This window comes from Streptomyces sp. NPDC029956 (assembly GCF_055574655.1).
Map to the genome: position 1 here is coordinate 150,133 of NZ_JBVHZJ010000014.1, position 26,822 is coordinate 176,954.

A 26,822-nucleotide genomic window follows, 5' to 3' on the forward strand; every position below is an offset into this window, starting at 1 on the left:
CACCACCACGCCCCCCACACATCCCGCACCACCCCCCGCCCCCCCCCCCCCCCCCCCCCCCCCCCCCCCCCCCCCCCCCCCCCCCGTGCCGTTCGTGATGCCCTTCGTAGGGCCGTTCTCACGGTCCGAGAAACATCCGATGTCTACTTGCCTCACCTCTCACGAGCGCCGTATCGTTCTCGCTCAATAGGCCAATCACCCGATCTGTGCTGATGGTTGGGGCTGCTCCGTGTCGGTCGGGCAGATGACGCCGAACACCGAGCAAGCAGCCCAGGTGTGAAAGGAACCCCCGTTGTCCACTGACATCACGCGGGTCATTGCGATGGACACCTACGACATCCGTTTCCCGACCTCCCGCCAACTCGACGGGTCCGACGCGATGAACCCGGACCCCGACTACTCCGCGGCCTACCTCGTCCTGCGCACGAACGACCCCGACGGCCCCACGGGACACGGCTTCACCTTCACCATCGGGCGTGGCAACGATGTCCAGGTCGCGGCGATCGAAGCACTGCGCCCCCACGTCATCGGCCGGTCCGTGGAGGACCTCTGCGCCGACCCCGGCCTCGTCAGCCGTGCGCTCGTCGGCGACAGCCAGCTCCGCTGGCTCGGGCCCGAGAAGGGCGTGATGCACATGGCCGTCGGGGCCGTGGTCAACGCCGTATGGGACCTGGCCGCCAAGCGCCGGCAGAAGCCGCTGTGGAAACTGCTGGCCGACGCCGATCCCGAGTGGCTCGTCTCGCAGATCGACTTCCGCTACATCACCGACGCCCTCACCCCCGAGGAGGCCCTTGACCTCCTGCGGCGCGGCAAGGACGGGCGAGCCGAGCGCGAGAGCGTCCTGCGGACCCAGGGCTACCCGGCGTACACCACGTCGCCGGGCTGGCTCGGCTACTCCGACGAGAAGCTGACCCGACTCGCCGAGGAGGCGGTGGCGGCCGGCTTCACCCAGATCAAGCTGAAGGTCGGCGCCGACCTCGCGGACGACGTCCGCCGCTGCCGCGCCGCCCGCGCCGCCGTCGGCGCGGACGTCCGCCTGGCCGTCGACGCCAACCAGCGGTGGAACGTCACCGAGGCCATCGAGTGGACCCGGGCGCTCGCCGAGTTCGACCCCTACTGGATCGAGGAGCCCACCAGCCCGGACGACATCCTCGGGCACGCGCGCGTGCGGGCCGCCGTCACCCCTGTGAAGGTGGCGACCGGGGAGCACGTACAGAACCGCATCGTGTTCAAGCAGCTCCTCCAGGCGAACGCCGTCGACATCGTCCAGCTCGACGCGGCCCGGGTCGGCGGCGTGAACGAGAACCTCGCCATCCTGCTCCTCGCCGCGAAGTTCGGGGTGCCCGTCTGCCCGCACGCAGGCGGGGTCGGACTGTGCGAACTGGTCCAGCACCTCGCGATGTTCGACTTCGTGGCGCTCAGCGGAACCACCGAGGACCGGGTCATCGAGTTCGTCGACCACCTCCACGAGCACTTCGCCCACCCGGCCGTCATACGCGAGGGCGCCTACACGGCGCCCCTCGCCCCGGGCTTCTCGGCCGACATGCACGAGGCCTCCCTCGCCACGTTCGTCTACCCCCACGGCACGTTCTGGGCCGCCGACCTGGCCGGAGCGCTCGCCGACGAAGCCACCGCGGGGGTGACCGCATGACCGCGTACCCCCTCGCCGGCCTCCGCGCCGTCGTCACGGGCGGTGCCTCCGGCATCGGACTCGCCGTCGCCCGCCTGCTGGACGCGCAGGGTGCCTCCGTCGCCGTCCTCGACCTCGACCCGACCGCCGTCCCCGACAAGCTGATCGCCCTCCGCGCGGACGTCGCCGACGACACGTCGGTGCGCGAGGCCGTCGCGGCGGCCGCCGCCGCGCTCGGCGGAATCGACATCCTCGTCAACAACGCGGGCATCGGCGCCGCCGGCACCGTCGAGGACAACCCCGACGACCAGTGGCACGGTGTCCTCGACGTCAACCTCCTCGGCGTCGTCCGTACCACCCGTGCCGCCCTGCCCCACCTGCGCCGCTCGGAGCACGCCGCCGTCGTCAACATCTGCTCCATCGCCGCCACCGCGGGCCTGCCGCAGCGGGCCCTGTACTCGGCGAGCAAGGGGGCGGTCCTCTCCCTGACCCTCGCGATGGCCGCCGACCACGTCCGGGAGGGCATCCGGGTCAACTGCGTCAACCCCGGGACCGTGGACACCCCGTGGGTCGCGCGTCTGCTCGACGCGGCGGCGGACCCGGAGGCCGAACGCGCGGCGCTCAGTGCTCGCCAGCCCACCGGCCGGCTCGTCGGCGCCGACGAAGTCGCAGCGGCCGTCGTCTACCTCGCGTCCCCGGCTGCGGCCTCGGTGACAGGCACCGCCCTCGCCGTCGACGGCGGCATGGCGGGACTCCGACTCCGCCCGGCGGGCACATGAGCGCGGACAAGGGGACTGCGGACGACCGGACCGTACCGGCCACGGACCACCGGACCATCGGTGAACCGGCCACGGACGACCGGACCACCGGCCCTGCGAGCCTCCCTCGCGTCCCTCTCGGCCGGACGACCGCCTGGACGACCCCCCTCGCCTTCGGCGCGGCCGGCATCGGGAATCTCTACCGCACCGTCACCGACGAGGACGCGCACCGCACCCTCGCTACCGCCTGGGACCGGGGCATCCGCTCCTTCGACACCGCACCCCACTACGGCCTCGGCCTGTCCGAACGTCGGCTCGGCGCCTTCCTGCGGGACCGGCCCCGTGACACGTACACCGTCTCGACGAAGGTCGGCCGCCTCCTCGTCCCCGCCCCCGGCGCGACCGGCGACGACCTCGCCCACGGCTTCGCGGTACCCGCCACCCACCGCAGGGTCTGGGACTTCGGGGCGGACGGCATCCGGCGCTCCCTGGAGGCGAGCCTGGAGCGGCTCGGGCTCGACCGCGTCGACATCGTCCACCTGCACGACCCCGACGACCACGCCGACCAGGCCCTGCGCGAGGCGTACCCCGCCCTGGAACGCCTACGGACCGAGGGAGTCGTCCGTGCCATCGGCGTGGGCATGAACCAGACCGCGATCCCCACCCGCTTCGTCACCGAGACCGACATCGACGTCGTCCTGCTCGCCGGCCGCCACACCCTGCTCGACCGGAGCGGCCTCGCCGCACTGCTGCCCGACGCGCAGCGCCGTGGCGTGTCGATCGTCGCCGGAGGAGTGTTCAACTCGGGCCTCCTCGCGGATCCGCGCCCGGGCGCCACGTACGACTATGCGACGGCCCCTCCGGAGACCCTGGCCAGGGCCCTCCGGCTGCGGGACATCTGCGAGCGCCACGGAGTGCCCCTGAGAGCCGCGGCAGCACGCTTCCCGCTGCGCCATCCCGCCGTGGCGGGTGTCCTCCTCGGCCTGCGCAGCCCGGCGGAGGCCGCGGACGCCGCGGACATGCTGGCCCGAGAGATACCCGAGGCCCTCTGGGAAGAGCTGCGCCGCGAGCACCACACCCCCGGGTCCGTTCCCGCCCCGGATCGCGGGTGAGGCGCCGATGAGGATCGGACTGTTCATCACCTGCCTCAACGACACCCTCTTCCCCGGCACCGGCCGGGCGGTCGTGACCGTCCTCGAACGGCTCGGCCACACCGTCGAGTTCCCCCGCGAGCAGACCTGCTGCGGACAGATGCACTTCAACACCGGCTACCGCCCGGAATCCCTCCCCATGGTGGCCCGCTTCGCCCGCGTCTTCGCCGGATACGACGCGATCGTGACGCCCTCCGCCTCCTGCGCGGCCATGATCCGCGACCAGCACCCCGTGCTCGCCGAACAGCTCGGCGACGCCGCGCTGCGGGAGGCGGTGGCCGAGGTGGTCCCCGCCGTCCACGAGCTGACCGAGTTCCTCCTCGACGTCCTCGGCGTCACCGACGTGGGCGCCGTCTTCCCGCACCGCGTGACCTACCACCCCACCTGTCACTCCCTGCGCGGTGTACGCCTGGGGGACCGACCCCTGCGGCTGCTGCGCGCGGTCGAGGGCATCGACCTCGTCGATCTGCCCCGGGCCGACGCCTGCTGCGGCTTCGGCGGGACCTTCGCGGTCAAGAACGCCGACACCTCCACCGCCATCCTCGCCGACAAGATGACCACGGTCATGGGCACCGGAGCCGAGGTCCTGTGCGCCGCCGACAACTCCTGCCTCCTGCACATCGGCGGCGGCCTCGGCCGACTGAACAGCGGCGTACGCACCCTGCATCTCGCGGAGATCCTGGCCGCGACGGAAGGAGCGAGATGACCGGTACGACGGACGACACCCACCACGACGGCCGGGTCTGGCTCGGGACCCCCGCCTTCCCCGAGGCCGCCCGCACCGCCCTGGCCGACACCCGACTGCGCCACAACCTCCGGCACGCCACGACCACCATCCGTACGAAGCGCCTCGACGCGACCGGCGAGGTGCCGCACTGGGAGGACCTCCGGGATACCGGCGCCGCGATCAAGCGACGCACCGCACGCCATCTCGCCCACTACCTCGAACAGTTGGAGGCGAGCGTCACCGCCGCCGGCGGCACGGTCCACTGGGCGGCCGACGCCGCCGAGGCGAACCGCATCGTCGAGCGCCTCGTCCGCGCCGCCGGCGGCCGGGAGGGCGAACAGCACGGCGTCGTCAAGGTCAAGTCCATGGCCACCCAGGAGATCGGACTCAACGAGGCACTCGCGGCCGCCGGAATCACGGCGTACGAGACCGACCTGGCGGAACTCATCGTGCAACTCGGCGAGGACCGGCCCTCCCACATCCTCGTCCCGGCGATCCACCGCAACCGGGCCGAGATCCGCGAGATCTTCACGGAACGGATGGGGGAGTGGGGCCGGGCCGCGCCCGCCGACCTCACCGACGACCCGAAGGCGCTCGCCGAGGCGGCGAGGCTCCACCTGAGGGAGAAGTTCCTCACCGCCCGGGTGGCGATCTCCGGGGCGAACTTCGCCGCAGCCGACACCGGCACGATCGCGGTCGTCGAGTCCGAGGGAAACGGGCGGATGTGCCTGACCCTGCCGGAGACCCTGATCACGGTGATGGGCATCGAGAAGGTCGTGCCGACCTTCGCCGACCTGGAGGTCTTCCTCCAGCTGCTGCCCCGGAGTTCGACCGGCGAGCGCATGAACCCGTACACCTCCCTCTGGACCGGCGTGACCCCCGGCGACGGCCCCCGGGACTTCCATCTGATCCTCCTGGACAACGGCCGCACCGACGTCCTCAAGGACACCGTCGGCCGCCAGGCGCTCGCCTGCATCCGCTGCTCCGCCTGCCTCAACGTCTGCCCCGTGTACGAGCGGACCGGCGGTCACGCCTACGGCTCGGTCTATCCCGGCCCGATCGGCGCTGTGCTCACCCCCCAGCTGGCGGGCGTCCGACGCGCCGCGTCCCTGCCGTTCGCGTCCACGCTGTGCGGTGCCTGCTACGACGCCTGCCCGGTGAAGATCGACATTCCGGAGGTCCTGGTCCACCTGCGGGCGAAGGTCGTCGAGGCCGAACGCGAAGGCCGGGTACTGCCGACACCGGAGGCGCTCGCCATGAACGCGGCGTCGACGGTCCTCGACTCGCCCAGGCTCCTGGGCGCCGCCCAGCGCGCGGCGGCCGTCGCCGGCCGCTTGACGGGCGGGCGCGGAGGACGGATCCGGCGCCTGCCGGGGCCGCTCGGGGGCTGGTCCGCCACCAGGGACACGCCGACACCGCCACGGGAGTCGTTCCGTGCGTGGTGGCGCGCGAAGCGGGAGGAGCGATGACGAGCGGCGGCACGGGCGCCGGGGCCGAGCGGGACAGAGGGACGGGCGAGAGCGTCGACGACGAGAGCGGTGCGGTCGGCAGTGGTGCAGGCGAGAGCGACGCGGTCGACGGCGCTCCCGCCGACAGGGGCGCGGCCGACAGCCGCACTGCCGTACTCGCCCGCATCCGGGCCGCGTTGAGCGACGTACCGGACGACGAGACACCCGAGGACGTGCCCGTTCCGCGCGCCTGTCGCCGTACGGTCGCGGCGGGCGACCCCGTCGCGCTCTTCGCCGCGCGCGTCGCCGACTACCGCGCCACCGTGGTGCGTTGCGCGCAGGAGGACGTGGCGCGCACCGTCGCCGCCCTCCTGGAACGCCGCGGCGTGCGGCGGGTCGTCGTGCCCGACGGTTTCCCGCCCGCGTTCCTGACGCGCACCGACGTGGACCTCGTCGGCGACACCCCACCCCTGACCGTTCGGCAACTCGAAGCGGTCGAGAGTACGTTGACCACGGCAGCCGTCGCCATCGCGGAGACGGGGACGATCGTGCTCGACACGGGACCGGGCCAAGGACGCCGGGTCCTGTCCCTGATCCCTGACCACCTCCTCTGCGTGGTGCGCGCGGAGCAGATCGTCCCGGACGTACCGGAGGCACTGGCCGGCCTGGACCCCCACCGTCCCCTCACCTTCGTCTCGGGTCCCTCGGCCACCTCCGACATCGAACTGCAGCGCGTCGAAGGCGTCCACGGACCCCGCATCCTCGACGTCGTCCTGGTCGTCACCGACACCTCTGGAGCGAACCCATGAGAATCGCCCTGCACACCCGGGTCCGCGCGGACCGCATCGCCGCCTACGAGGAGGCGCACCGCGAGGTCCCCGCCGAGCTGACCCGGGCGATACGGGCCGCCGGCTGCACGTCCTGGACGATCTGGCGCAGCGGCACCGACCTCTTCCATCTGCTCGACTGCGAGGACTACGCCCGCCTCCTCGCCGAGTTGGAGACCCTGCCGGTCAACGTGGAGTGGCAGGCCCGGATGGCCGAGCTCCTGGAGGTCGTCCACGACTACTCCGGCGACGGCGCGGACGCGGGACTGCCCGTGGTGTGGCACCTGTGAACGCCCCGCACACGGTGAACGCCCCGCACGCGACGAGCGCCCGCCGCGGCCCTCTCGTCGTCGACGCGCACCACCACCTCTGGGACCTGGCCGTACGCGACCAGGACTGGATCACCGGACCCGACCTCGCACCTCTGCGCCGTACCTTCACGGAGCGCGATCTACGGGCCGAGACCGCCGCCGAGGGGGTGACGGCCACCGTCCTCGTCCAGACGGTCACCGTCGCCGACGAGACACCCGAGATGCTGGCCACCGCCCGCGCCAGCGATCTGATCTCCGGCGTCGTCGGATGGACGGACCTGACGGCGCCCGACGTCGCCGACACCCTGGCCGCGCTGCTCGCCCTGCCGGGCGGCGGGCACCTCGTGGGCATCCGCCACCAGGTCCAGTCGGAACCGGACCCCGCCTGGCTGCTCCGCCCCGACGTCCGCCACGGCCTCACCGCGGTGGCCGACGCCGGGCTCGCGTACGACCTGGTGATCCTCCCGCACCAGCTGCCGGCCGCGACGAGGGCCGCGAGAGGACTGCCGGAGCTGACCTTCGTCCTCGACCACGCGGCGAAACCGCCCGTCGCGAGGGGAGACCTCGAACCCTGGGCGGCCGACCTGCGCGCCTTCGCGGCGCTGCCCAACACCGTCGGCAAGCTCTCCGGCCTGCACACGGAGGCCCACTGGCGCACCTGGACCGTGCGGGACCTGCGGCCGTACGCAGACATCCTGCTCGACGCGTTCGGCCCGAACCGCCTCATGTTCGGTTCCGACTGGCCGGTGTGCACGCTGGCGGCGTCGTACGGACGGACGCTCAGGACCGCGGCGGAGCTCACGGAGGCGCTCGGCCCGGCCGAGCGGGCGGCGTTCTTCGGCGGCACGGCGGTGGAGACGTACCGGCTGGGGGAGCGCGTCGCCCACCGGGCAGGCGGGCCGACGGTCACGTAGGGTCGTGATGCCGCTACGACAGTCGCGGTGCCGCGACGAGGGTGAACGCCTCGTCGCCGCAGGCGCGGGCGGGGCCGCCGCTCGACCGATCTGGGGTGCCCATGACAGGACAGTTCGAAGCGACGTTCGAGGTCGACCGGCCGGTGGAGGAGGTGTTCGCCTTCCTCGCCGACGGGCGCAACGATCCGGAGTTCAGCCCCCGGGTCCTCAGGATCGAGCGGGTCCCGGACGCCCCGACCGCCGTGGGCACCGTCTTCCGGAGCACCGTCAAGGACGCCGGGATGAAGACCGCCCGGGAGTTCCGCATCACGGCCTTCGAGGCCCCCGTGAAGCTCCGCTGGGCCGAGGTGTCGAAGAACCTCGTGACGGCGAGTGAGGGGGGCTACGACCTGGAACCGCTCACCGACGGCCGGACCCAGGTGCGGGTCTACAACATCCTCGAAGGCCACGGCGTGGGCAGACTCCTCGCGGGCCTGGCGCTCTCGGCCGCCCGCAAGGACGCCCCCGGCTTCGGCGCCCGGATCAAGGCGGCGGCGGAGGCGGGGATCGCCCCGCGCTGAGTCCGCGCGCGGGCTACCCCTCCCCGTCCCTCGGGCGCGGCACCGCCACTACCTGCGGGACCGTCGCGACCCGCGGGTCCCGCGGCGGGGCACCGAAGCGGACCGGCACGCCCGGTGAGTAGAGCACGCTCACGGGCGGACCGGGCGGCCGGTCGAGACCGGCCGCCGTGAGCAGCGTCTCGTCGCAGTCGAGCAGCCGGGCGCGGTGGAGCGGCCAGCGCGGGTGGGTGTTCGGGAGATACAGCGGCCGCCCGCGGAACGAGCTGTGCATGCCCCAGCGGGCGGTCAGGAAGTGTTCGAGCGCGGTGGGCTCCTCCACCGGCTCGCCGACCTCCACGCTGATCGCGCTGCGCGCCCCGCGGGGGCCGGGCCAGCGACGGCTGCTGGTGTACGTCACGGTGGCACCGTCGTTCCGGACGCTCATCCGGGACCAGACGTACGGGATCCGGAACGCCCACCGTCCGACGGCCACCGGGATCAGGCGGGACGCGTCGAGGGAGCGGAAGACGACACCCCGGCGCCCGTGGGCGTCCACGGAGTAGAGCCGGACATTGGTCTCGGGGAAGGTCCCGAGATACGGGATCCCGGGGAGCCGGAGCCAGCCGACCCGGTGCATCCGGAAGGCGACCAGGCCCACGTAGGTGAGGCCGTCGTGCGTGTCGGGCACGGTGCCGGCGGGCAGCAGCGGGGCCACGTCGGCGGGGTCCACGGCCCAGTGCAGGAACGCCAGGTCGAGCCAGGACTGGGTCAGCAGCGTCAGGTCCCGGCGGTGCGGCGGGTCGGCCGATATCGGCTCGGGGAGCGCGGCGGGCGGCGTCTGCGGCATCCCAGAAGTATCGGGCACCCGACCCACGAAAGTGGCCCTCCACGGGTGTGTGGAGGGCCACCTCGTCACGGCTCACCGGGGGCGGGAACGACCCCGGCGAGTCGTGGACGTGCTGTCACGGGACTACGGCGTCACCTTGAGGAGCTTGTTCGCGGTGCCGGAGGTCGCGTTCTTGATGGCGTCCGGAGTGGCGGCCCCGGTCAGCGCGGTAGCCGTGTCGGCCGGCGTCGCCGACGGGTTGGCGGCCAGGTAGAGGGCCGCGGCACCCGCCACGTGCGGGCTGGCCATCGACGTTCCGGAGATCGTCTTGACCCCGGTGTCGCTGTCGTTCCAGGCCGAGGTGATCTCCGAGCCGGGCGCGTACAGGTCCACCACGGCGCCGAAGTTCGAGAACTCCGACTGCTGGTCGTCCTTGGTGCTGGACGCCACGGTGAGCGCCTCCGGCACCCGGGAGGGCGAGCCCTGGCCGGCGTCGGAGGACTCGTTGCCCGCCGCCACCGCGAAGGTCACACCGGAGGCGATCGCCCGCTTGACCGCCGCGTCCAGGGCCTCGTCGGCGCCGCCGCCGAGGCTCATGTTCGCGACCGAGGGCCCGGAGTGGTTCTGGGTCACCCAGTCGATGCCGGCGACGACCTGCTCGGTGGTGCCGGAACCGTTGTCGTCGAGGACGCGGACGGCCACGACCTTGGCCTTCTTGGCGACTCCGTGGGCGGTGCCGGCGATGGTGCCCGCCACGTGGGTGCCGTGGCCGTTGCCGTCGTCGGCGCTGTCGTCGTTGTCCACGGCGTCGAAGCCGTGGGTCGCCCGGCCACCGAAGTCCTGGTGCGAGATGCGGACGCCGGTGTCGATGACGTACGCGGTCACGCCCTCCCCGCCGGTGTCGGGGTAGGTGTACTTCTGGTCGCCGGCCGTGTCGGCCTGGTCGATCCGGTCCAGGCCCCAGGACGGGGGCTGTTCCTGCGTCTCCTTGATGCTGAACCGCTTGTTCTGCACGACGGTCCCTACCGCGGGGTCGGCGGCGAGGCGCTTGGCCTCGTCGACGGACAGACCGGACGCCGAGAAGCCGTTGACCTCGGAGCCGTAGGAGCGGACGAGCTTGCCGCCGTACTTCTTGGCGAGGTCCCCCTTGTTCGCGGATGCGTCGAGGATGACGATGAAGCTGCCGTCGACGGCGCCCGGGGCACCGAGTCCGTGGACGGTCCCCTCGGCCGGGGTGGCTGCCCCGGCGAGGTTGCCGGCGAACAGCGCTGCGGCGGCCGCGGCTGCGGTACCTGTGGCTATGGCCGCGTTGCGAAGTCCGTGGGATCGCTTGTGAGTTGCCATGAAAGTGGATCTCTCCTCGTGTTGACGTGTGGGGCGTCAAACGTTCGAGAGAACCCTGTTCGGATTGGCAGGAGCAAATCAAGAGCGAACCAGGGGTAAAGGCTTATTCAACAAGGTTTCTTAAACAGCTCTCCGCATCGCCTCCACGTCGCACACGCTCCCTGGCCGACTCCTCCGTGAAATGGTCACGTTCGGTCGTGGGTCCGGGGGCGGGGCCGGGATGCCCGGTCGTCGGTTCGAGGGGCGTGGCCGGGATGCTCGGGGCGACGGCCCGGGGGACGGGGGAGAGCACGAACGGCCCCCTGCGGCGGACCTCGACGCGGACGGTCGGCGCCGCCGGAGGTTGCGACGACGCGGGAGCGGTGATGCTCCTGTCGCCGGTCGGCCGGTGGGTGTCTCCGCCGACGGTCGACGGCGGCCGAACGTGCCGGACGCGGTGTGACCTCATGTGTGACCAAGCGGCCTTGCACCCGCCCCGGTTGGCGCCGGCGAGGTCGCCGTCGCGGCGAAGGCCGCATGCCTTGACGGCGGAGCGGGCGGCGTTGTGCGGGGCGCGTGCACAGGCGACGGGGGCGTCCGTCCGGGTGCTGGAGGGCCCGCCTCGACAGGGCCACGCGGGCGGCTGCACGGGCGCCGATGGTGTCAGTACCCATCGATAACGTCGACCGCATGGGATCCACCAGCGCATGGGCGATCTCCGGCCACTCCGACCGGGACATCGCCAACCTCACCCCCCGACTGCTCCCCGCGATGCGCGCGGACCGCGACAGCCCCGAAGCCGTCCGCCGCTGGCAGGACTGGCAGCGGGCCCCGCTCCCCGATCACCGGACCTGGTACTCGAACTACGGCCCCGAGATCGAGTCGTTCCACGAACTCACCGCCCCCGGTGCGCACGTCGACGACCTGTGCGGAGGCATGACGGACCCCTCGTTCCACGTCATGGACGACGTGTGGGACGGGCAGAGCGAGGACCACATGTTCATCACGGTCCACAGCAAGGAGTACGCCGTCTCGTCGCTCCTCCACGCACTCGGACCTTCCCGGGCGGCCCTGCTGCCCGGCTGGTGCGGCACCTTCCTGCTCACCTCGGCACAGGTCGCCGAGAGCCTCCCTCGCGTCGAGCGCGCCTTCACCTTCACCCCGGACGAACGCGCTGCGGCCGAAGCCCGGGACTGGCTGGACTACCTGGCCGGTGAGGAGAGCGTCCTCGACGGCCCCCTTCGCATCTGGCGCACCGCTGCCCGCACAGGCCTGGGCCTCTGCGGGCTCTCCGTCCACGTCGGCTGACTCCGCCGCACCGCCGACGAGATCAGCCGGAGCGCGTCGCCGCCTCCCAGGCCTCGAGGATCGCCACGGGGACACGTCCCCGGTCCGGCACGTCGTAGCCGTTGGCCCTGGCCCACGTTCGGACGGTGTTCGTGTCGACCGGCGACCAGGTGCTCGGGGCGGTGACCGGTACGCGGCCACGGAGACGGGACGGCGTGAAGGCGGGCCCGTTGTCGAGCAGGTCTCCGGGGAACAGCGGCACGCGCAACGCCCCGCCGAGGACGTCGACGAGAAACGCCGTCACCGACCCGCCGTATGCGAACCAGGGGGCTGCCAGCCGCTCGGTGACGGTGACCGTCCACCGGTCGGGTGCGTCACGCGGCCGGGTGTCCCAGAACAGGTGGTCCCCGTTTCCGGTGACGCCCACCACGAGAAGATCCTCGGTCCCACACGGAAGCGCCACACGAGGACGCGCGCCGGAGGTCCCGCCACCCTCGGCGTTCCGTCGCTCGTCGAGCTGGGCACGCAGACGCGCGGGCATGGGCCCGGTCAGGTCGACCCACTCGCTGAGGGAGCCGGGCTGGTACAGGGTGAGGAAGTCGCAGAACTGGCCGGGTCCGTAGGCGGTGACGAGTTCCTTGTAGTCCCGGGGCAGGCTCATGCCCAGCTTGCCCTCGGCGAGGGACCAGTCGGGCGCGGGCGGCACGACGGCGGGAGGCGGGCACAGGGCGGTCAGAGCGGCGAGGCCGGTGAGAGCGGTCACGGGACCAGTACATCGCGAACGCGTCGCCCCGGAAGCCGACGGGGACGCGGGACCGCATCGTACCGCGTCAGCCGCTCCCCGTCGACGGCGAGCGCCAGGAAGGCACCGGAGCGCAGGCTGCCGCCCGTGAAGGGCTCGTCGTACCCACCGACCCGCTCGACCGCCAGGCCTCTCGCATGGCGGTCGCGATCAGCGAGTACGCCGTCTCCTGCCCCTGCTCCTGCCCCTGCCCCTGCGCTGAGTCGAGGACCACCGCTTGCGCCGAGGCCGGCACCGTCCCGGTGGTGCGGGGAAGTCGCGGGAGAGACCTTCCCGCGCTCCCGACCGTCGCTACGCTGTGCACGATCTCGACCTCGACCAAGAGTTCGACTCGACCGCGACCGCGACCACGACCACGACCACGACCGCGAGGCAGAGGGCTGGAGGCACGGGTGGGACGAAAGGTACGACGGGCCGCGGGGACGCTGTCCTTCACGGATCTGCTCCGGCATCCGAGGCGCCTCGTCGAGCAGCTCGCAGGAGAGCAGCTCGCAGGCGACGCCCGTCAGCGCGCCGAGGCGGACGTCGCCGCGTTGAACGCCGGAGAGCCGCGTGAGGTCTCCGCGTTCCTCCGCGACGCCCACCGTTTCCGGCAGGGGGCGCTGATTCTGGACCCTGCCGCAGAGCCTCCGGTGGTGTGGCGACCGTTTCGCGTCCTCGGCGGAGCCGGCGAGGACATCGCCTTGGTGGCTCCGTTCCATGTGCACGGTGCGGGCCCGGTCACCGGTCCGGGAAGCGTGGCGGTCGACAGGAGAGTGTTCCGTCTGCTGTCCCTGCAAGCCGCTGATCGCTCCTGGGAACTTGCCGTCCCGGCTGCGGACGTGGCTCTCGTCCGGGCCGCGCTCCAGGGATACGGCACCCGAAACTAGAGAAGTGATCATTCACGACCGGGATTCCTTCTCACGGGCGGTCCTGCGAACGCCGGACGGTCGGGGTGGGAAGCCGTCGAGGGCGTCATCCTCGACGGCAACGGCGTGTCCAAGGAGGTGCAGCGGGCCCGCTGTGACACCCGCAGCCTCCATCCCGCGCCAGTAAGCCAGCGCGAGCCGTCCGTCCACCAGGCCGTTCACCAGGGGGAGTTCCGGGTCGGCGGCGTGCAGCAGCGACTCCAGGCGGCAGGAGGCGACCGTGTCGGGGAGCCACGAGCGCGCGGCGTAGCCCGCTGCTGCCGCGAGCGGCAGCCCCGGAGCCGTGCGGCGCTCCACGGACCCGCCGGCGCCGCGGGAAGCGCCGGATCCACCCGCACCGACCGAGAGCAGGCCGCCGCCGACGATCAGGACGTCGCGCCGCTCCCGCATCCGGGCCAGCGCCTTCGTCGTGTCGAAGCAGTGGGGGAAGGAGTCGTCGACGACGATCGTGCCCGGCCGCAGGCGCGACACGTCGAGGATCGCGCGGCCTCCACTGACTGCCGTGACGAGGAGTCCGGCCTCGTAGACGGCGAGCGGGAGGGCGGACCGGCCGGACTCATGGATCTCCACGTTCCGGGCCAGACCGCGGGCGATGAGGTCGTCGGCCAGCGTACGGAGCCGTGGCGTACTGCCGGTGACATCGCACAGGAGCAGCCGGGCGGGCGGCTCGGGCGCGAGGGACAGGAGGAGTTCGAGCGACGAACTGCCGATGGATCCAAGGCCGACCACGGCAACGGTGAGATCACCGAGATACTCACCGAGCTCACCGAGCTCACCGAGCTCACCGAGCTCACCGAGCTCCGTGGGCTCGGTGGGATCGACCGGACCAGCGAACCCGCGACCCGTCCGCACCAGCGCAGCATGGACGGTCTTGACCACGGACACCGCAGTTGCCGCGTGCCCGGTCGTCAGCGCCGTCGGTCCCTCCGTCTCCCGCAGAACACCGAAGCCGTACGCGGTCAGGGACGGGATCATCCCCGCGAGCGAGACGGAACGGGCACCCGACGACGCCGCGAGCTCGACCGCCCGGGCCGTGCGAGCGGCGAGGTCCGGCGTCGATGCCAGCTCGTCCGCGAACAGCGGCAGGCACACGAATCCCGAGCGTCCCAGAGGCGTGTCGATCTCCTCCACGAGCCGGGGACGCCCGCCCGGGAAGAGCAGCTTCCGGAGCTGCTCACGCGCTGCTCCCGCCTCGGCCGTCGGCGCGCCGATCCTGCCCGGGCCGCTGTCCTCGCTGAACCCGCTGAGTCCCTTGAGCCCCTTGAGCCCCTTGAGTCCGCCCGCCGCTGCGAGCGCGGCCAGCTGACCGGGCGGCGGAAGGTATCCGACGAGTGCGGAGTCCAGGACGCGCGGGGACAGGGGCGCGACCGAGGGGCGTGGCCGCCCGTCCACCACCCTCCCGAGCGTGCCGCCTTCGGTCATCCCCTTCCGCAACGCAGCGGTGAACGAGGCGAACGCCGCCTCGTCGGGGAACGCCGTGGTGGCCGCGCGCAGCGTCACCCGCAGTTCTCCCTCTCCGACCGGCCGCACCGCCAGGAACGTGTCCGTGCCCACCGGCGGAGGCGCGAGTTCGGCGTCTGCGTCGTCCCACCGCAGGTTCAGCGTCTCGCCGCTCAGCGGCCCGAGGGCGGAGAAGTCCAGGAAGGTGAAGAAGAACTGGGCCGCCGCCGGAAGTCCGCCGTCGCTCCGAGGGGGCCGGACCCCCTGCGCACGGGCCGCCTCGACCTCGTCCACGACCGCCCGGAGATCATCGGCGAACGTGCGGCCGGCCACCCTCTCCCCGGACGGGGGGTTCGGCCGGAGCGGCACGGCGGCGGCGTACGGACCGAATGCCAGGTGGGCGTCCGGATGCGCGTCTTCGCGGCCGGACACGGCAAGACCGAGGATCAGATCCTCCTCCCCGGTCGTGGCTGCCAGCGTCCGGTAGTACGCCGTCAGGACCGGGGCGAAGAGCGTCGTGCCCGCGTCGGCGGCGGTCCTGCGCAGCACGGCCACCTCGCCCGCGGCCAGGGTGAAGCCGGTGGAGCGGTACGGAGGTGCGTCGGGGTCCTTGGCGGACGGCCGTTCCCCTGCACGGTCTCCGAGGACCGGGCGCCGGTACGGCTCCTGGAGTCGGGCGGCCCGGTGGGTGTCGTCGTCTGTGTCGGGGGAGCCGGACGCGACCGCGCGTTCCTGAAGAAGGACGTGGTCGCGGAACGAGTGACGCAACGGGGGGAGTTCCGGCGCCTCGCCCCGTACGACACGGTCGTAGACGGCGAGCAACTCCCGGCCGAGCAGCGCCACGCTGTAACCGTCGCCGATCAGGTGGTGGGCGTGGACGACGAGCGCGTGTTCGTCGGGCCCGAGGGTGAGCACTCGCAGTCGCAACAGCGGCCAGGCCCAGGACTCGAAGCGCCGTTCGCGTTCCTCGGCGATCCGCGATGCCAGCAGGTCCGGCGCGGCGAGGGTCTCGAAGTCGACCGGGAGCCGGAGGGTGGGCGGGAGTTCCTGCTGGACGGGCGGTCGTACCCCGGCGGGGAACACGGTCCGCAGCATCGGATGACGTACGACGCAGGCGTCGACGGCTCGCTGGAACGCGTCGGGTCGCAGGGGCCCGTCGACCCGCAGGCAGGCGAGCCACGCCGTGGGCGAGCCGGGCGCCATGGCCTCCGCGAGCAGGAACCCGCGCTGGGAGGGGGAGAGAGGGAAGGGAGACGGCGGCACGGTCGACGGACGGACGGTCGACCGCGGGAGGGACGACGGCGGGAAGGCGGGGGGCGGTCCGCCCTGGGTGCCTTCGGTGACGCAGGGGTTCGCCTGGCCGGCAGCAGGAGGTCCGTCCGTCGGTCCGCGGTCGATGGCGGCGGCGAGCGCGGCCAGCGTGCGGTGGGCGTACACGACCGTGGGCCGGGGCAGGACAGGGATCGTCTCCCGCAGCCGGGCGAAGACCTGGAGGACGAGCAACGAATCGCCACCGAGGGCGAAGAAGTCGTCCTCGCGCCGGATCGTGTCCGCGTCGGCGTCGAGGAGTTCGGACCAGACGCGGGACAGCAGGATCTCCGTCGGAGTGGCCGGGGTTCCTGCCGATCCCGCCTCGGGAAGCTGCGTATCGGTCACCGGGGGCTTCAGACGGGCGCGGTCGATCTTGCCCGTTCCCGTCAGGGGGAGTTCGCCGACGAGGTGGATACGGGCCGGGAGCATGTACTCCGGAAGTGTCCGTGCCAGGTGTGCGCGCAGCGCCGTGGAATCCGGAGCCGTGCTGCCCGGCAGACACTGTACGAAGGCGCTCAGCCGTGCCTCCCGGTGGACCACGGCGGCGCGGGCGACCGAGGGATGCGCCAGGAGTGCCGACTCGATCTCGCCGAGCTCCACCCGGTGTCCGCGGATCTTCACCTGGTCGTCGAGCCGTCCGAGGAACTCGAGGACGCCGTCCTCGTCGCGCCGGACCCGGTCGCCGCTGCGGTACCAGCGGCGCCCGTCGCGTTCCGTGAACGCGGCAGCGGTCAGTTCCGGGGCGTGCAGATAGCCGGGCGTGAGTCCCACGCCCGCGATGAGCAGCTCGCCGGGTTCCCCCGGTGCACAGCGCCGCGCGCCGTCCGCTGTGACGATGTCGACCTCCGTGCCGGTGAGGGGGGTGCCGATGGGGAGGGTTCGCATGTCGTCGGCGGGGCGGGTCTCGATGATGTGGAAGGTGGCGTTGATGGTGGCTTCGGTGGGCCCGTACAAGTTCGCGATCCGGTGCCCGGGCCCGAACAGGTCGTACCAGCGGCGTACATGGGCGGGCGGGAGCGCCTCCCCGCCGACGTGGATCCAGCGCAGGGCGGACAGGTCGGGCGTCGGCCCGCCCTCCCGTACACGCGTCTCCGCTGCTTCGAGCAGCCGGGACCACAGGCTCGGGACCGAACTCCACACCGATATTCGCGCCTGCTCGACCCGGTCGAGCAGCTCCTCCGGGTCCCGGAGGAGCTGTCGGGGCAGGGTGACGACCGTGGCCCCGACGAGGAGGGGCGCGAGGAGCTGACGTACGGACGCGTCGAAGCACAGCGACGCCGTCTGGGCGAGCCGGTCACCTTCGCCGTACCCGAAGGTGGCGAGCGCCCAGTCGAGGTAGTTGGTCATCGAACGGCGCGTGATGGGCACGGCCTTGGGGCGGCCGGTGGAGCCGGAGGTGAAGATGACGTAAGCGAGGGAGTCGGGATCCGGGGGTGGGACAGGGGCAGGGACCCGGGCAGGGACGGGGGCAGGGGCGGCTGCAGTGGAGAGGGCCGCGGAGAGTGCCGTGGAGGGGGCCGGGTCCGGGGACTCGTCCTCCGGGGAGGCGGAGTGCGGATCCGAGGAGAGGCCGTCGGTCGTGACCAGGGTGAGGGCCGCGGCAGAGACGAGCGCGGTGGCCGCGTCTCGCGTCGCCGCATGACAGACGAGCGTGCCGACGCGGGACCGCTCCAGCTGATCGGCCAGGCGTACGGGGGGATGGGCGGTGTCCAGCGGCACCCAGCCCGCACCGGCCCGCAGGATGCCGACCACACCGGTCACGGCGTCGGCGCCGGGCTCGACCAGAAGTCCCACCAGGTCGCCCGGGACCACGCCACAGGCCCGCAACCGGGCTGCCAGTGCGCCTGACGCCCGGTCCAGTTCGGCGTAGCTGAGGGTGATCCCGTCCGTGTCGACGGCCACCGCGTCGGGCGTCGCCCGGAACTGGGCGCACAGGCGGGCGACGATGTCGCCGGGGGCGGGGTGTGGGGCGCATGCAAGCGGTGAGCCTTCTGCCGCGACTGCTTCAGCTGCGGCTGCAGCTGCCGCGTCGAGCCCGGCCGTCTCGGTGAGTTCGGCCAGGTGCTCGGCGGCAAGGCGCGCGATGGTGGAGCGGTCGAAGAGTCGCGCCGGGAAGTTCCACGAGAAGGCCAGTTCCCCGTCGGACTCCCAGCACAGCAGGCTGAGCCGGGTGGCGGCGGAGGCCGTTCCGGCCGATGTCGGACGGACCTCCACCGGGCAGTCGGGGTCGGGGGAGACCGGGAACCGGGCGAAGCTGAAAGACGCGGGCGCGGCGGTACGCGGTCCCGCCCCGTCCGTCGGCAGGAGCCGCGCCAGGTCCAGGCTCGTGAGGCGGCTGTGCCGTTCGCTCTCGGGCCACGCGTCGCGGAGCCGTAGCGCGAGCGCGTGCACCGAGTCGTCCGGTCCTACGCGGACGGGGACCGGGAGGGTGTCGGCCAGCGGTCCCACCAGCCGGTCGATACCGGGCAGCCGCGTTTCGCGACGGGCTCTGGCGACGTTCACGGTCACGTCCTCCCGCCCGCCGCTCCACCGCGACAGGCAGCGCGCGTAGGCCGCGAGGAGCAGGTGGAAGAGGGACACGCCGTGCGCGGCGGCCGTCTCCCGGAGCGCGGCCGACAGGCCGGGGCCGGGGGTCACCTGGTGGGCGAGGAGCGGGGGCTCGGGGAGGCCCAGCGGATCGCCGTCGTACGGGAGTGCGAGGGGCTCGCCCTGCCCGTCGAGCACCGCACGCCAGTACGCCCGGTCCGAGGCGAGGGCGGAGTCCGAACGCTCGGACTGCTCGTGGGCGACGTATGCCGCGAACTCGGTCGTGAGCGGCGGGAGTTCGGGGACAAGCCCCATTGAAAGGGCGGTGTAGCAGGCCCAGAGTTCCTGGCCGAGGATGTTCAGGCTGAAGCCGTCGGCGGCGGCGTGGTGTACGACGAGCACGAGACGGACGAACGTCGGGTCGGCCCCACCGATCCCTCGGCCGGAATCCTCCCGGCCGGAGTCCTCGCTGCCGTCCTCGCGGTATGCACGGGCGAGGACGGCGCGGATCGGAGCCTCGACGGTGAGGTCGAACGGCCGGTTGCACAGTGCCTCTTCGAGGTCCGCGAACTCCTCCTCGGCGCTACGGGCTCCGGGCAGATCACGAACCTCGTACCAGTCGGGAATCCTCCCGCTGTCGTGCGACGCGGACGACGCGGACGACGCGGCGGCCTGGGTGGGCGTGGACGCCCCGGAGAGGAACCGGATGCGAAGCATCGCGTGGCGGTCGGCGAGCAGGCCGAGTGCCTCGCCGAGCAGGTCGGGGTCGAGGTGCCCGCGGACGTCCTGGGTCACGTACCCGTAGGCGGGGACATCCGGGTACAGCCCGCCCTGGGTGTGGAAGGCGAGCTGGACCGGGGTCAGGGAGAAGGGGACGCCGTCGTCGGCCGACGGCGCTGCCGCGTACCTCCGCGGGAGGGGGGAGAGGTCCTCCTCGGACCTGCCGGGTTCGCGGGCGCCTGCGCCGGTGAGTTCGCGGGCGAGTTCGCCCAGCGTCCGGTGCTCGAAGAACAGGGTGATGGGCAGGGAGCGGTCCAGCTCCTGCTCCAGGCACTTGACGAGATCGACGGCCATGAGCGAGTCGAGTCCGAGGCCGAGGAGCGGCACGTCGTCACCGAGGGCGTCGGGGGAGACGTGGAGTGCTTCGGACAGCAACTGTCGCAGGACGTCCGACACATCGCCTGGCCGGGAGGCCGCGGCCTGCTCCATGCGCGCGGGTGTCGCCGGGGGAGCGGCGGGGAGCCGGGGTACGTCGAAGCCGGTCGAGGTACGAGGCGCGGCGGCCCCCTGGGTCAGGTCGGCGACCATGAGCTGTGCGGCGTCGGAGCCGCAGGCCGCACGCAGGGCCTCCAGAGCCTCGCGGGTCGCCAGCGGCAGCGGTCCGCGCGCGGGACCGGCAGCGGTACGCGGACCGGTAGCGGTGCCAGGAGTGGCATCAGAAGCGGTACGAGCAGGCGTACCAGCACCGGCACCGCGGGCGAACGCGCTCGTACCGGCGACGAGTCCGGCATCGGCGAACGCGGCGAAGTTGACCGCCAGCCACGGCCGGCCCGCCGCGCGTTCGGCGGCCGCGAAGGCGTCGAGGTAGGCATTGGCGGCCGCGTAGTCGCCGATCGCGCCCGCCAGGCCCGGCAGGACCGAGGCGACCGAGGAGAACGCCACGCACAGCGAGGGGCGCAGACCGTGCGTGACGACTCCCCGGGCGAGCAGGTCGGTGCCCCGGGTCTTGGCGGCCAGGACTTCGGCGATCTCGTCCGGCGTCTTGGTCCGCAGCGTGCCAGGACGTACGACGCCGGCGGCGTGGATCAGCACGTCGAGTCGCGGCAGACCGGCGAGCAGCGTGTCGACGTCGGCCTCACGGGAGACATCGGCGGTGCGGTAGTCCACGGTGGCGCCGAGCGCCCGGAGCTCGGCCAGCAGCCCGGTGGGCGGCTCGGCCGAGCGACCCGTCAGCAGCAGGGTCGGCCGGCCCCGCCCCGCGAGATCGCGGGCCAACGCTGCGCCGACGCCGCCGGCCCCACCGGTGATCAGATATGTGCCGTGGGGCGGCAGAGCCGCAACCCCGGCGTCAGATCGTGTTCCAGGCCCAGTCCCTGGTTCTGTGCCAGGTCCTTCACCGGGTTCCGTGCCGGGATCCAAGGCGACCGGCTCGGTCGTGCGGCCGAGGCGTCGCCCCGCCCGCCAGGCGACGGCGGGCGCCGGGCGGAGGCCCACACCGTCGTCCGGCGCGGTGGGCCGAGCGGCGAGTTCGTGGTCGAGCGCGTCGAGGTGCGCGTCGACGTCGTCGAGGGAGGAGAGGTCGACGCTGTGGGCGACCACACCGGGAAACTCCTCCGGCAGCGCCAGGGCCAGCCCGGTCAGGACCGCCTGCGCGGGGCACGGACGCTCGGCGCCACTGCCGACGCCGACGCCGACGCCGACGCCGGCACCGGCACCCGCACGGGCATCGACACCCGTGACATGGACGTCCTCGGTGACGACGAGCACGCGCGGGCGGTGGAGCGCGAGTTCCGGCAGGAGGTTCTGCAGCCCGGTCGCCATGGCGCGGTGGGCCGCGTCGAGCGCGTCGGTGGAGTCCGGCGCCACGGCGGGTCCTGCGAGCAGGACCACGACCTCGGGGTCCGGCTCACCGTCGGCCACCGGCCCATAGCCGACCGACGCGTCGCCGGCGGGCCGCCCGACCGTGACCCCCCGGCCCCTGAGGCGGTCCGCGAACGCACGGGAGAGCGGCGAATCCGGCCCCGCCAGCAGGACGGAACGCGGCCCGGGTCCGACCGTCAGCGGGGCGTCGTCCCAGCGGATCCGATGCAGCAACGGCCCGGGCATCGACGGGGGCAGGGGCGGCTGGGGCCGGGGTGCGGCGGCCGGCCGGTAGCGGTGCCGCTGGAAGGGGTACGTGGGTATGCCGGAGATCCGTGCCCGGTCGGCGTCGAGCCCGGTACGGTCCAGCGGCACACCCCGCTCCCAGAGCCGACCGACGGTTTCGAGGAGTCCCCGGGCACCGCCCCGGTGCCCGGTGGAGAGGGCGACCGCCCCGCCGCCGCGCGGGTGCGTGGCCGCGACGGCCCGCACGGAGCCACCGAGGGCTCCGGCGCCGAGCTCGACGAACGTGTCGTACCCGTCACCGAGCAGCCGCTCCACCGCAGCGCCGAAACGCACCGGCTGCCGGGCATGGGCACGCAGATAGGCCGGGTCCAGGACAGGCTGCCAACCGGCGGTGACCGTACTGATCAGCGGTGTCGACATCGCCGACGGCCGGAGCGCGAGCGCCCGCGCGGCTTCGGTGAGCGCGTCCAGGGCCGGATCCATCAGGGGCGAGTGGAAGGCACGGGACACGTTCAGCCGGCGCGCGACGATGCCCCGGGCGGCCAGCGTGACGATCGCGTGCTCGACCGAAGCCTCGGTCCCGGCGAGGACGACCTGGTCGGGACCGTTGACGGCGGCGACGCTCAGCGCCCCCCGCGCCCGGGCCACCAGGTCAGCGACCGAATCCTCGGTGCAGCGCACAGCCGCCATGGCGCCTGGGGCACACGACTCGGCCATCAGGCGGCCACGTTCGGCGGCGAACCGCACGGCGTCGGACAGCGAGACCGTCCCCGCGACGCACGCGGCGGCGATCTCGCCGACGCTGTGCCCGGCGACAGCGTCCGGGGCGATGCCCCAGGCCCGCAGCTGACGGGCGAGCGCGACCCCGTGGGCGACCAGGAGCGGCTGGGCGACGTCGGTACGGGAGAGCGCGTCGGGAGACGAGACGTCGTCGAGGCACCAGGCGGTGAGACTGCGCCCCCCGATCACCCCGACGTGGCCGGAGGCCTCGTCGAGCGCCTCGCGGTAGGCGGGCGCGTCGGCGTACAGAGCGCGGGCCTGACCCTGCGGCCGTACACCCTGCCCGGGAAGGAGAAGGACGAGGCGAGCCCGGGACCGTACAGGGGTGCTGGTCGGCGTCACCCCGTCGCGTACGGCCTCCAGCCGGGCGGCGAGATCTCCGTCGGTGACGAGGGAGACACGATCGGGCCCCTCGTCGCGGGCGGCGGCGACGGCGGCGCAGACGTCCCCCTCGTCGAGACGGGGATGGTCACGGAGATGGGTGGCGAGTCCGGCGGCAGCGGCACGCAGCCCGTCCTCCCCGTGCGCCGACAGGGTGAGCAGCCTGGGTGAGCGCGACGGCACCCGCTCCGGCCGATGGCGGGCAGGCGGCTCCTCCAGTACGGCATGGGCGTTGGTGCCACCGAACCCGAAGGCGTTGATCCCTGCGACGAGCGGGCCGGGTGCCTCCCAGTCGCGTACGGCATCCACCAGGGCGAACCCGGAACCGGCCAGATCGACCGAGACCGAGGGCGAGACCGAGGGCGAGGCAGAACCAGAGGCAGCCTGCAGGGGCGCCGATGCCGATGCCGATGTCGATGCCGATGCCGACGCCGATGCCGACGCCGACTCCGAGGTCGACGTCGATGCCGTCGGAATCGGAATCGAGTGCGCGGTCCGGAGCGGTGACGGCGGCAGGCGTCGCTGACCGAGCGCGAGGACCACCTTCACCAGGCTCGGCATTCCGGCGGCGTTGAGCAGATGGCCGATGTTCGTCTTGACCGAGCCGAGCAGCCGGAGCCGCCCGTCGGGAAGCGGCGGAAAGGCCTGGGCGAGCGAGCGCAGCTCGACGGGGTCGCCGATCGGCGTGCCGGTGCCGTGCGCCTCCACGTACGACACGCTGTCGGGAGTGACCCCCGCACTGCGGTAGGCCTGTGTGATGACCTCCCCCTGGGTCAGGGGATTGGGCGCCATCAGGCTGAGCGAACGGCCGTCGTTGTTCACGGCTGTGCCGCGGAGCACCGCGAGCACGGGATCCCCCGCCTCCCGCGCCTCGTCGAGCCGGGCCAGTACGAGCGCCGCGCCGCCCTCTCCGGGGACGAACCCGTCGGCCGCCGCGCCGAACGCGTGGCAACGTCCGGTCGGGGACAGCGCCCCCGCTTTCTCCAGGAGTGTGTAACCGGCCGGCGTGAGGTTGAGATGCACGCCGCCGACGACGGCGATGTCGCACTCGCCGGCCTGAAGGCTGCGGCGCGCCAGGTGGAGCGCGACGAGGGCCGAGGAGCAGGCGGTGTCGACGGCGAGCGCGGGCCCGGTCAGGTCGAGGCAGTGTGCGACGCGCGCGGCGAGCATGTTGGGAAGGTTCCCGGTGAGGGCTGCGGTGGGCAGCCGGCCTTCGCCGTGGGTCTGTTCGAGAACGCTCCGATAGCCGCTGTCTCCGGCGGCGACGAACACTCCCACCCGGCGCCCGCGCCGCCGCTGCCCGGCGTAGCCGGCCCGTTCCAGGGCCTCGTGGGCGAGTTCCAGCAGAATGCGCGCCTGCGGGTCGATCGCCCGCGCCTCCTCCGCTCCGATCCCGAAGAACCCCGCGTCGAAACCGTCGGGTTCGTCGAGGAACGCACCCCACCGGGTGCGTCCGTCGGCCGGTTCGGTCCATCGCCCCTCGGGTACGGGGGTGACGGCGTCGTACCCGTCGAGGAGCCGCGCCCAGAAGGCCTCGGGCGTATCGGCCCCGGGAAAGCGGCAGGCGAGCGCGGAGACGGCGACCAACGGCTCGCCGGCCTGAGTCGACTCGTGCGCGGAGGCTGCCGACTCGTCCGCACCCGTCGAGCCCTGCGGCGGGGACTGGTCCCTTCCGGGTCCTGCAGAACCGCCGCCGGCGAGCATCAGCCCGGCGAGGGCGGCCACCGTGGTGTGGTCACGCACCTCGGAAGGGCGCAGCGCCACGCCGAACTCGTCCTCGAGCCCGGCCAGGACCTCCATGGCCTTGAGCGACGAGCCCCCGAGAGCCCGGAATTCGTCGTCCGGCCCGATGGCGCCGCCCTGCAGCCCGAGCACCCGGGCCCAGATACCGCGCACGGCGTCCTCGGCGGCGGGCCGCGACATCGGTGCCGCGGACGACGCAAGGGCTCCGGGCCGCCCCGGAGCGCCGTCGCAGGCACCGGGGGCGTCGGGTCCGCGGTCGCGACGAGAGTCGACTTCCTCCACTTCCACTTCCACTTCCGCCGTCGCCGTCGCCGATGCCGCCACCGTGCGGCCGACGGGTGCGTCCGGATCGTCGACCCGCCTCTCCGACGTGCCCTCGGCCCGCTGCTTCGGCAGCGGGCCGGACGGCTGCCCCGCCTCGGACGTGGACCGCTTCTCCGGCAGGGCACCCCCCACGCCCACGGCCGCCCGCCCCGCGATCTCCGGATACCGCCCGCCCTCGAAGCGATCGCGCAGCACCCCGCGACGGACCTTCCCGCTCGTCGTACGCGGGAACCCGCGTACCGGCAGCGCCAACACCCGTACGTCGGCGTGCCCCAAGGCTTCGCGGACCCGTCCGCGGACCGCGTGCAGCAGCTCGGGCGTCACGGCGGACAGGGGAGGCGCGGGGGCGAGGAAGACGACCACCCGCTCGCCGCCGTCCGCGGGATCGGTCGATCCGACGACCGCGACCGGGCAGTGACCGAGCCCCGGCGTGGCCGCCGCGACCTCCTCCAGGTCCGACGCGTGCAGCGTGCGCCCGTCGACGAAGACGACGTCCTTGGACCGGCCGGTCACACAGAGGCGACCCTCGCGCAGGAATCCCAGGTCACCGGTGCGCAGCCACGCCCCACGGAACGCCTCCGCCGTCGCCTCAGGGGCACCGTGGTAGCCGCGGGCCACCTGGGGGCCGCTGACCTCGATGTGGCCGACCCGGCGTTCCTCGACGGGGTGCCCCGTGTCGTCGGTGATCCGTACGGTGCACCCGTGCACGGGGCTCCCCACGTCCATCAGTTCCACCGCGTCCGGTCCGGGCACGCTGTCCACGGCGCGGCCCCGGGCGAGCGCGGACCTGTCCAGGGCCAGCGGCCGGGCGATCTCCCCCGGCGGCGGGAAGGTGACGGCGAGGGTGGACTCCGCGAGGCCGTACACCGGCGTGGGCGCTGACGCCGGGAGTCCTGTCGGCCGCATCCGCCCGGCGAAGGCCCGCCACACGGCCGGTGAGATCGGCTCGGCGCCGACCAGGACCATCCGCACACACGTCAGGTCCAGACGTGCGAGGTCGTCCGCAGTCACGCGCCGTTCGACGAGGGCGAGGGCGAAGTTGGCGGCCGAGAGCAGCGTCGCCCGGTGCCGTGCGGCCGCCTCCAGCCATCGAAGGGGCCGTTTGGCGAACGTCAGCGGTTCGAGGCGCACCTGATTGATCCGTGCCGACAACGGTACGAGGTGGGTGCCGATCAGCCCCATGTCGTGGAAGTACGGCATCCAGGTGGCGAGGACGTCAGCGGAGTTGATACCGGCCGCGGCACGGATCTGCGCCAGATTGGCGAGAACGGCCGCGTGGGTCAGCTCGACCCCCTTCGGAGCCCCTGTGCTGCCGGAGGAGAACTGCAGGAACGCCACGTCGTCGGGCGCCCGCTTCGGCAGCGCCGGAGCAGCGGGGTGCTCGCGGAGATCGTCGAGCGTCAGGCACTGTACGGAGCCGGGCAGAGCGTCGAGCAGCGCCGCGGTGGACGCACCGACGGCCACCGGCGGCGCGCCGAGGAACTCCCATACGGGCAGCACCCGCCGTACGTCCGGGGCGAGGGGCACCGGTACGAGCCCGGCGGCGACGGCACCCCAGAAGAGCGGCAGGAACTCCTCGCTCCGCTCGGCCGGCAGCACCACATGGCTTCCCGGCACGAGCCCGGCGGCGAGGAATCCCCCGGCAACGCGCAGGGCGTCGGCGAACAGAGCGTGATGGCTGACGGTCCGCTCCCTGCCGTCCCCGTCGACATGGACGATGCCCTGGCCGGGCGCGGCGGCGGCCGCACCCGCCAGCACGTCCAGCAGCACCGTCTCGCCGTATCCCCGCATCAACGCCCCCGTGCATCTGCCCGAGGTGGGCCCCTTCCGCGGTCCACGCGAGAAGGACCGCCCCGGGTCTGCTCTGTTCTGATCTACGACTGGCCAGGCTTGGACCGGCTTGGACCGGCTTGGACCGGCTTGGACTGGACCGGGCTGGACCCGTCTCTGTTTCAGTCTCCGGTCATCATGACTGATCACCGTCTCCGCACGGCACCGGCCGAGTCCCCGCCCCGTGCACGGCCGGAGTCGGGCCTTGGC

At 73.1% G+C, this 26,822-nt stretch carries 15 protein-coding genes; 11 read left to right on the plus strand and 4 right to left on the minus strand.

What is annotated here, in order from left to right; genetic code table 11:
• Positions 1-322: 322 nt before the first annotated feature.
• The 9 genes from ACZ4XX_RS14360 to ACZ4XX_RS14400 all read left to right on the plus strand — a co-directional run bounded on the left by ACZ4XX_RS14360 (position 323) and on the right by ACZ4XX_RS14400 (position 8,326).
• The gene (locus ACZ4XX_RS14360) at positions 323-1,651 is read left to right on the plus strand and encodes an enolase C-terminal domain-like protein (RefSeq protein ID WP_468508278.1); all 1,329 of its coding nucleotides are present in this window, start codon (positions 323-325) and stop codon (positions 1,649-1,651) included.
• Complete coding sequence (locus tag ACZ4XX_RS14365) at positions 1,648-2,409, plus strand: SDR family NAD(P)-dependent oxidoreductase (RefSeq protein ID WP_468508244.1); 762 nt, start codon at positions 1,648-1,650, stop codon at positions 2,407-2,409. Before ACZ4XX_RS14360 ends, ACZ4XX_RS14365 begins: the two co-directional genes overlap by 4 nt.
• Positions 2,406-3,500, plus strand: coding sequence for an aldo/keto reductase (locus ACZ4XX_RS14370; RefSeq protein ID WP_468508245.1), 1,095 nt, complete (start codon positions 2,406-2,408; stop codon positions 3,498-3,500). The genes ACZ4XX_RS14365 and ACZ4XX_RS14370 overlap by 4 nt, the downstream gene beginning before the upstream one ends.
• Positions 3,501-3,507: 7 nt before the next feature.
• Positions 3,508-4,245: a (Fe-S)-binding protein gene (locus ACZ4XX_RS14375; protein ID WP_468508246.1), complete on the plus strand. Its 738-nt coding sequence runs from the start codon at positions 3,508-3,510 to the stop codon at positions 4,243-4,245.
• A complete protein-coding gene (locus ACZ4XX_RS14380) occupies positions 4,242-5,735 on the plus strand; it encodes a lactate utilization protein B (protein ID WP_468508247.1) in 1,494 nt (497 codons plus the stop codon). Before ACZ4XX_RS14375 ends, ACZ4XX_RS14380 begins: the two co-directional genes overlap by 4 nt.
• Entirely contained in the window at positions 5,732-6,523 is a 792-nt protein-coding gene (locus ACZ4XX_RS14385) for a LutC/YkgG family protein (RefSeq protein ID WP_468508248.1), read from the plus strand. The genes ACZ4XX_RS14380 and ACZ4XX_RS14385 overlap by 4 nt, the downstream gene beginning before the upstream one ends.
• Entirely contained in the window at positions 6,520-6,831 is a 312-nt protein-coding gene (locus tag ACZ4XX_RS14390) for an L-rhamnose mutarotase (protein WP_468508249.1), read from the plus strand. Before ACZ4XX_RS14385 ends, ACZ4XX_RS14390 begins: the two co-directional genes overlap by 4 nt.
• The gene (locus tag ACZ4XX_RS14395; RefSeq protein WP_468508250.1) at positions 6,828-7,766 is read left to right on the plus strand and encodes an amidohydrolase family protein; all 939 of its coding nucleotides are present in this window, start codon (positions 6,828-6,830) and stop codon (positions 7,764-7,766) included. Before ACZ4XX_RS14390 ends, ACZ4XX_RS14395 begins: the two co-directional genes overlap by 4 nt.
• A gap of 101 nt (positions 7,767-7,867) precedes the next feature.
• Entirely contained in the window at positions 7,868-8,326 is a 459-nt protein-coding gene (locus tag ACZ4XX_RS14400) for an SRPBCC family protein (RefSeq protein ID WP_468508251.1), read from the plus strand.
• 13 nt (positions 8,327-8,339) lie between these two features.
• Here the strand turns inward: ACZ4XX_RS14400 and ACZ4XX_RS14405 are convergent, their stop codons facing one another.
• Both ACZ4XX_RS14405 and ACZ4XX_RS14410 read right to left on the minus strand, forming a co-directional pair.
• Complete coding sequence (locus tag ACZ4XX_RS14405; RefSeq protein WP_468508252.1) at positions 8,340-9,152, minus strand: YqjF family protein; 813 nt, start codon at positions 9,150-9,152, stop codon at positions 8,340-8,342.
• Positions 9,153-9,275: 123 nt separating this feature from the next.
• Positions 9,276-10,475, minus strand: coding sequence for a S8 family peptidase (locus ACZ4XX_RS14410; protein ID WP_468508253.1), 1,200 nt, complete (start codon positions 10,473-10,475; stop codon positions 9,276-9,278).
• Between the two features lie 669 nt (positions 10,476-11,144).
• Between ACZ4XX_RS14410 and ACZ4XX_RS14415 the strand changes: the two genes are divergently transcribed.
• Positions 11,145-11,762, plus strand: a complete 618-nt coding sequence (locus ACZ4XX_RS14415; RefSeq protein WP_468508254.1) for a hypothetical protein — start codon at positions 11,145-11,147, stop codon at positions 11,760-11,762.
• Positions 11,763-11,784: 22 nt separating this feature from the next.
• On the opposite strand, the gene ACZ4XX_RS14420 is transcribed toward ACZ4XX_RS14415, so the two are convergent.
• The gene (locus ACZ4XX_RS14420) at positions 11,785-12,504 is read right to left on the minus strand and encodes an Lsr2 family DNA-binding protein (protein ID WP_468508255.1); all 720 of its coding nucleotides are present in this window, start codon (positions 12,502-12,504) and stop codon (positions 11,785-11,787) included.
• Between the two features lie 431 nt (positions 12,505-12,935).
• On the opposite strand from ACZ4XX_RS14420, the gene ACZ4XX_RS14425 reads away from it, so the two are divergent.
• Positions 12,936-13,412, plus strand: coding sequence for a hypothetical protein (locus ACZ4XX_RS14425; protein WP_468508256.1), 477 nt, complete (start codon positions 12,936-12,938; stop codon positions 13,410-13,412).
• Between the two features lie 12 nt (positions 13,413-13,424).
• Here the strand turns inward: ACZ4XX_RS14425 and ACZ4XX_RS14430 are convergent, their stop codons facing one another.
• A complete protein-coding gene (locus tag ACZ4XX_RS14430) occupies positions 13,425-26,573 on the minus strand; it encodes an amino acid adenylation domain-containing protein (RefSeq protein WP_468508257.1) in 13,149 nt (4,382 codons plus the stop codon).
• Positions 26,574-26,822 lie beyond the last annotated feature (249 nt).

Bases quoted from the DNA above. Each gene is read 5' to 3' on its own strand.
- ACZ4XX_RS14400 (WP_468508251.1), top strand. From the start codon at position 7,868: ATGACAGGACAGTTCGAAGCGACGTTCGAGGTCGACCGGCCGGTGGAG.
- ACZ4XX_RS14410 (WP_468508253.1), bottom strand. From the start codon at position 10,475: ATGGCAACTCACAAGCGATCCCACGGACTTCGCAACGCGGCCATAGCC.
- ACZ4XX_RS14375 (WP_468508246.1), top strand. From the start codon at position 3,508: ATGAGGATCGGACTGTTCATCACCTGCCTCAACGACACCCTCTTCCCC.
- ACZ4XX_RS14430 (WP_468508257.1), bottom strand. From the start codon at position 26,573: ATGCGGGGATACGGCGAGACGGTGCTGCTGGACGTGCTGGCGGGTGCG.
- ACZ4XX_RS14415 (WP_468508254.1), top strand. From the start codon at position 11,145: ATGGGATCCACCAGCGCATGGGCGATCTCCGGCCACTCCGACCGGGAC.
- ACZ4XX_RS14405 (WP_468508252.1), bottom strand. From the start codon at position 9,152: ATGCCGCAGACGCCGCCCGCCGCGCTCCCCGAGCCGATATCGGCCGAC.
- ACZ4XX_RS14385 (WP_468508248.1), top strand. From the start codon at position 5,732: ATGACGAGCGGCGGCACGGGCGCCGGGGCCGAGCGGGACAGAGGGACG.
- ACZ4XX_RS14365 (WP_468508244.1), top strand. From the start codon at position 1,648: ATGACCGCGTACCCCCTCGCCGGCCTCCGCGCCGTCGTCACGGGCGGT.
- ACZ4XX_RS14390 (WP_468508249.1), top strand. From the start codon at position 6,520: ATGAGAATCGCCCTGCACACCCGGGTCCGCGCGGACCGCATCGCCGCC.
- ACZ4XX_RS14370 (WP_468508245.1), top strand. From the start codon at position 2,406: ATGAGCGCGGACAAGGGGACTGCGGACGACCGGACCGTACCGGCCACG.
- ACZ4XX_RS14360 (WP_468508278.1), top strand. From the start codon at position 323: ATGGACACCTACGACATCCGTTTCCCGACCTCCCGCCAACTCGACGGG.
- ACZ4XX_RS14380 (WP_468508247.1), top strand. From the start codon at position 4,242: ATGACCGGTACGACGGACGACACCCACCACGACGGCCGGGTCTGGCTC.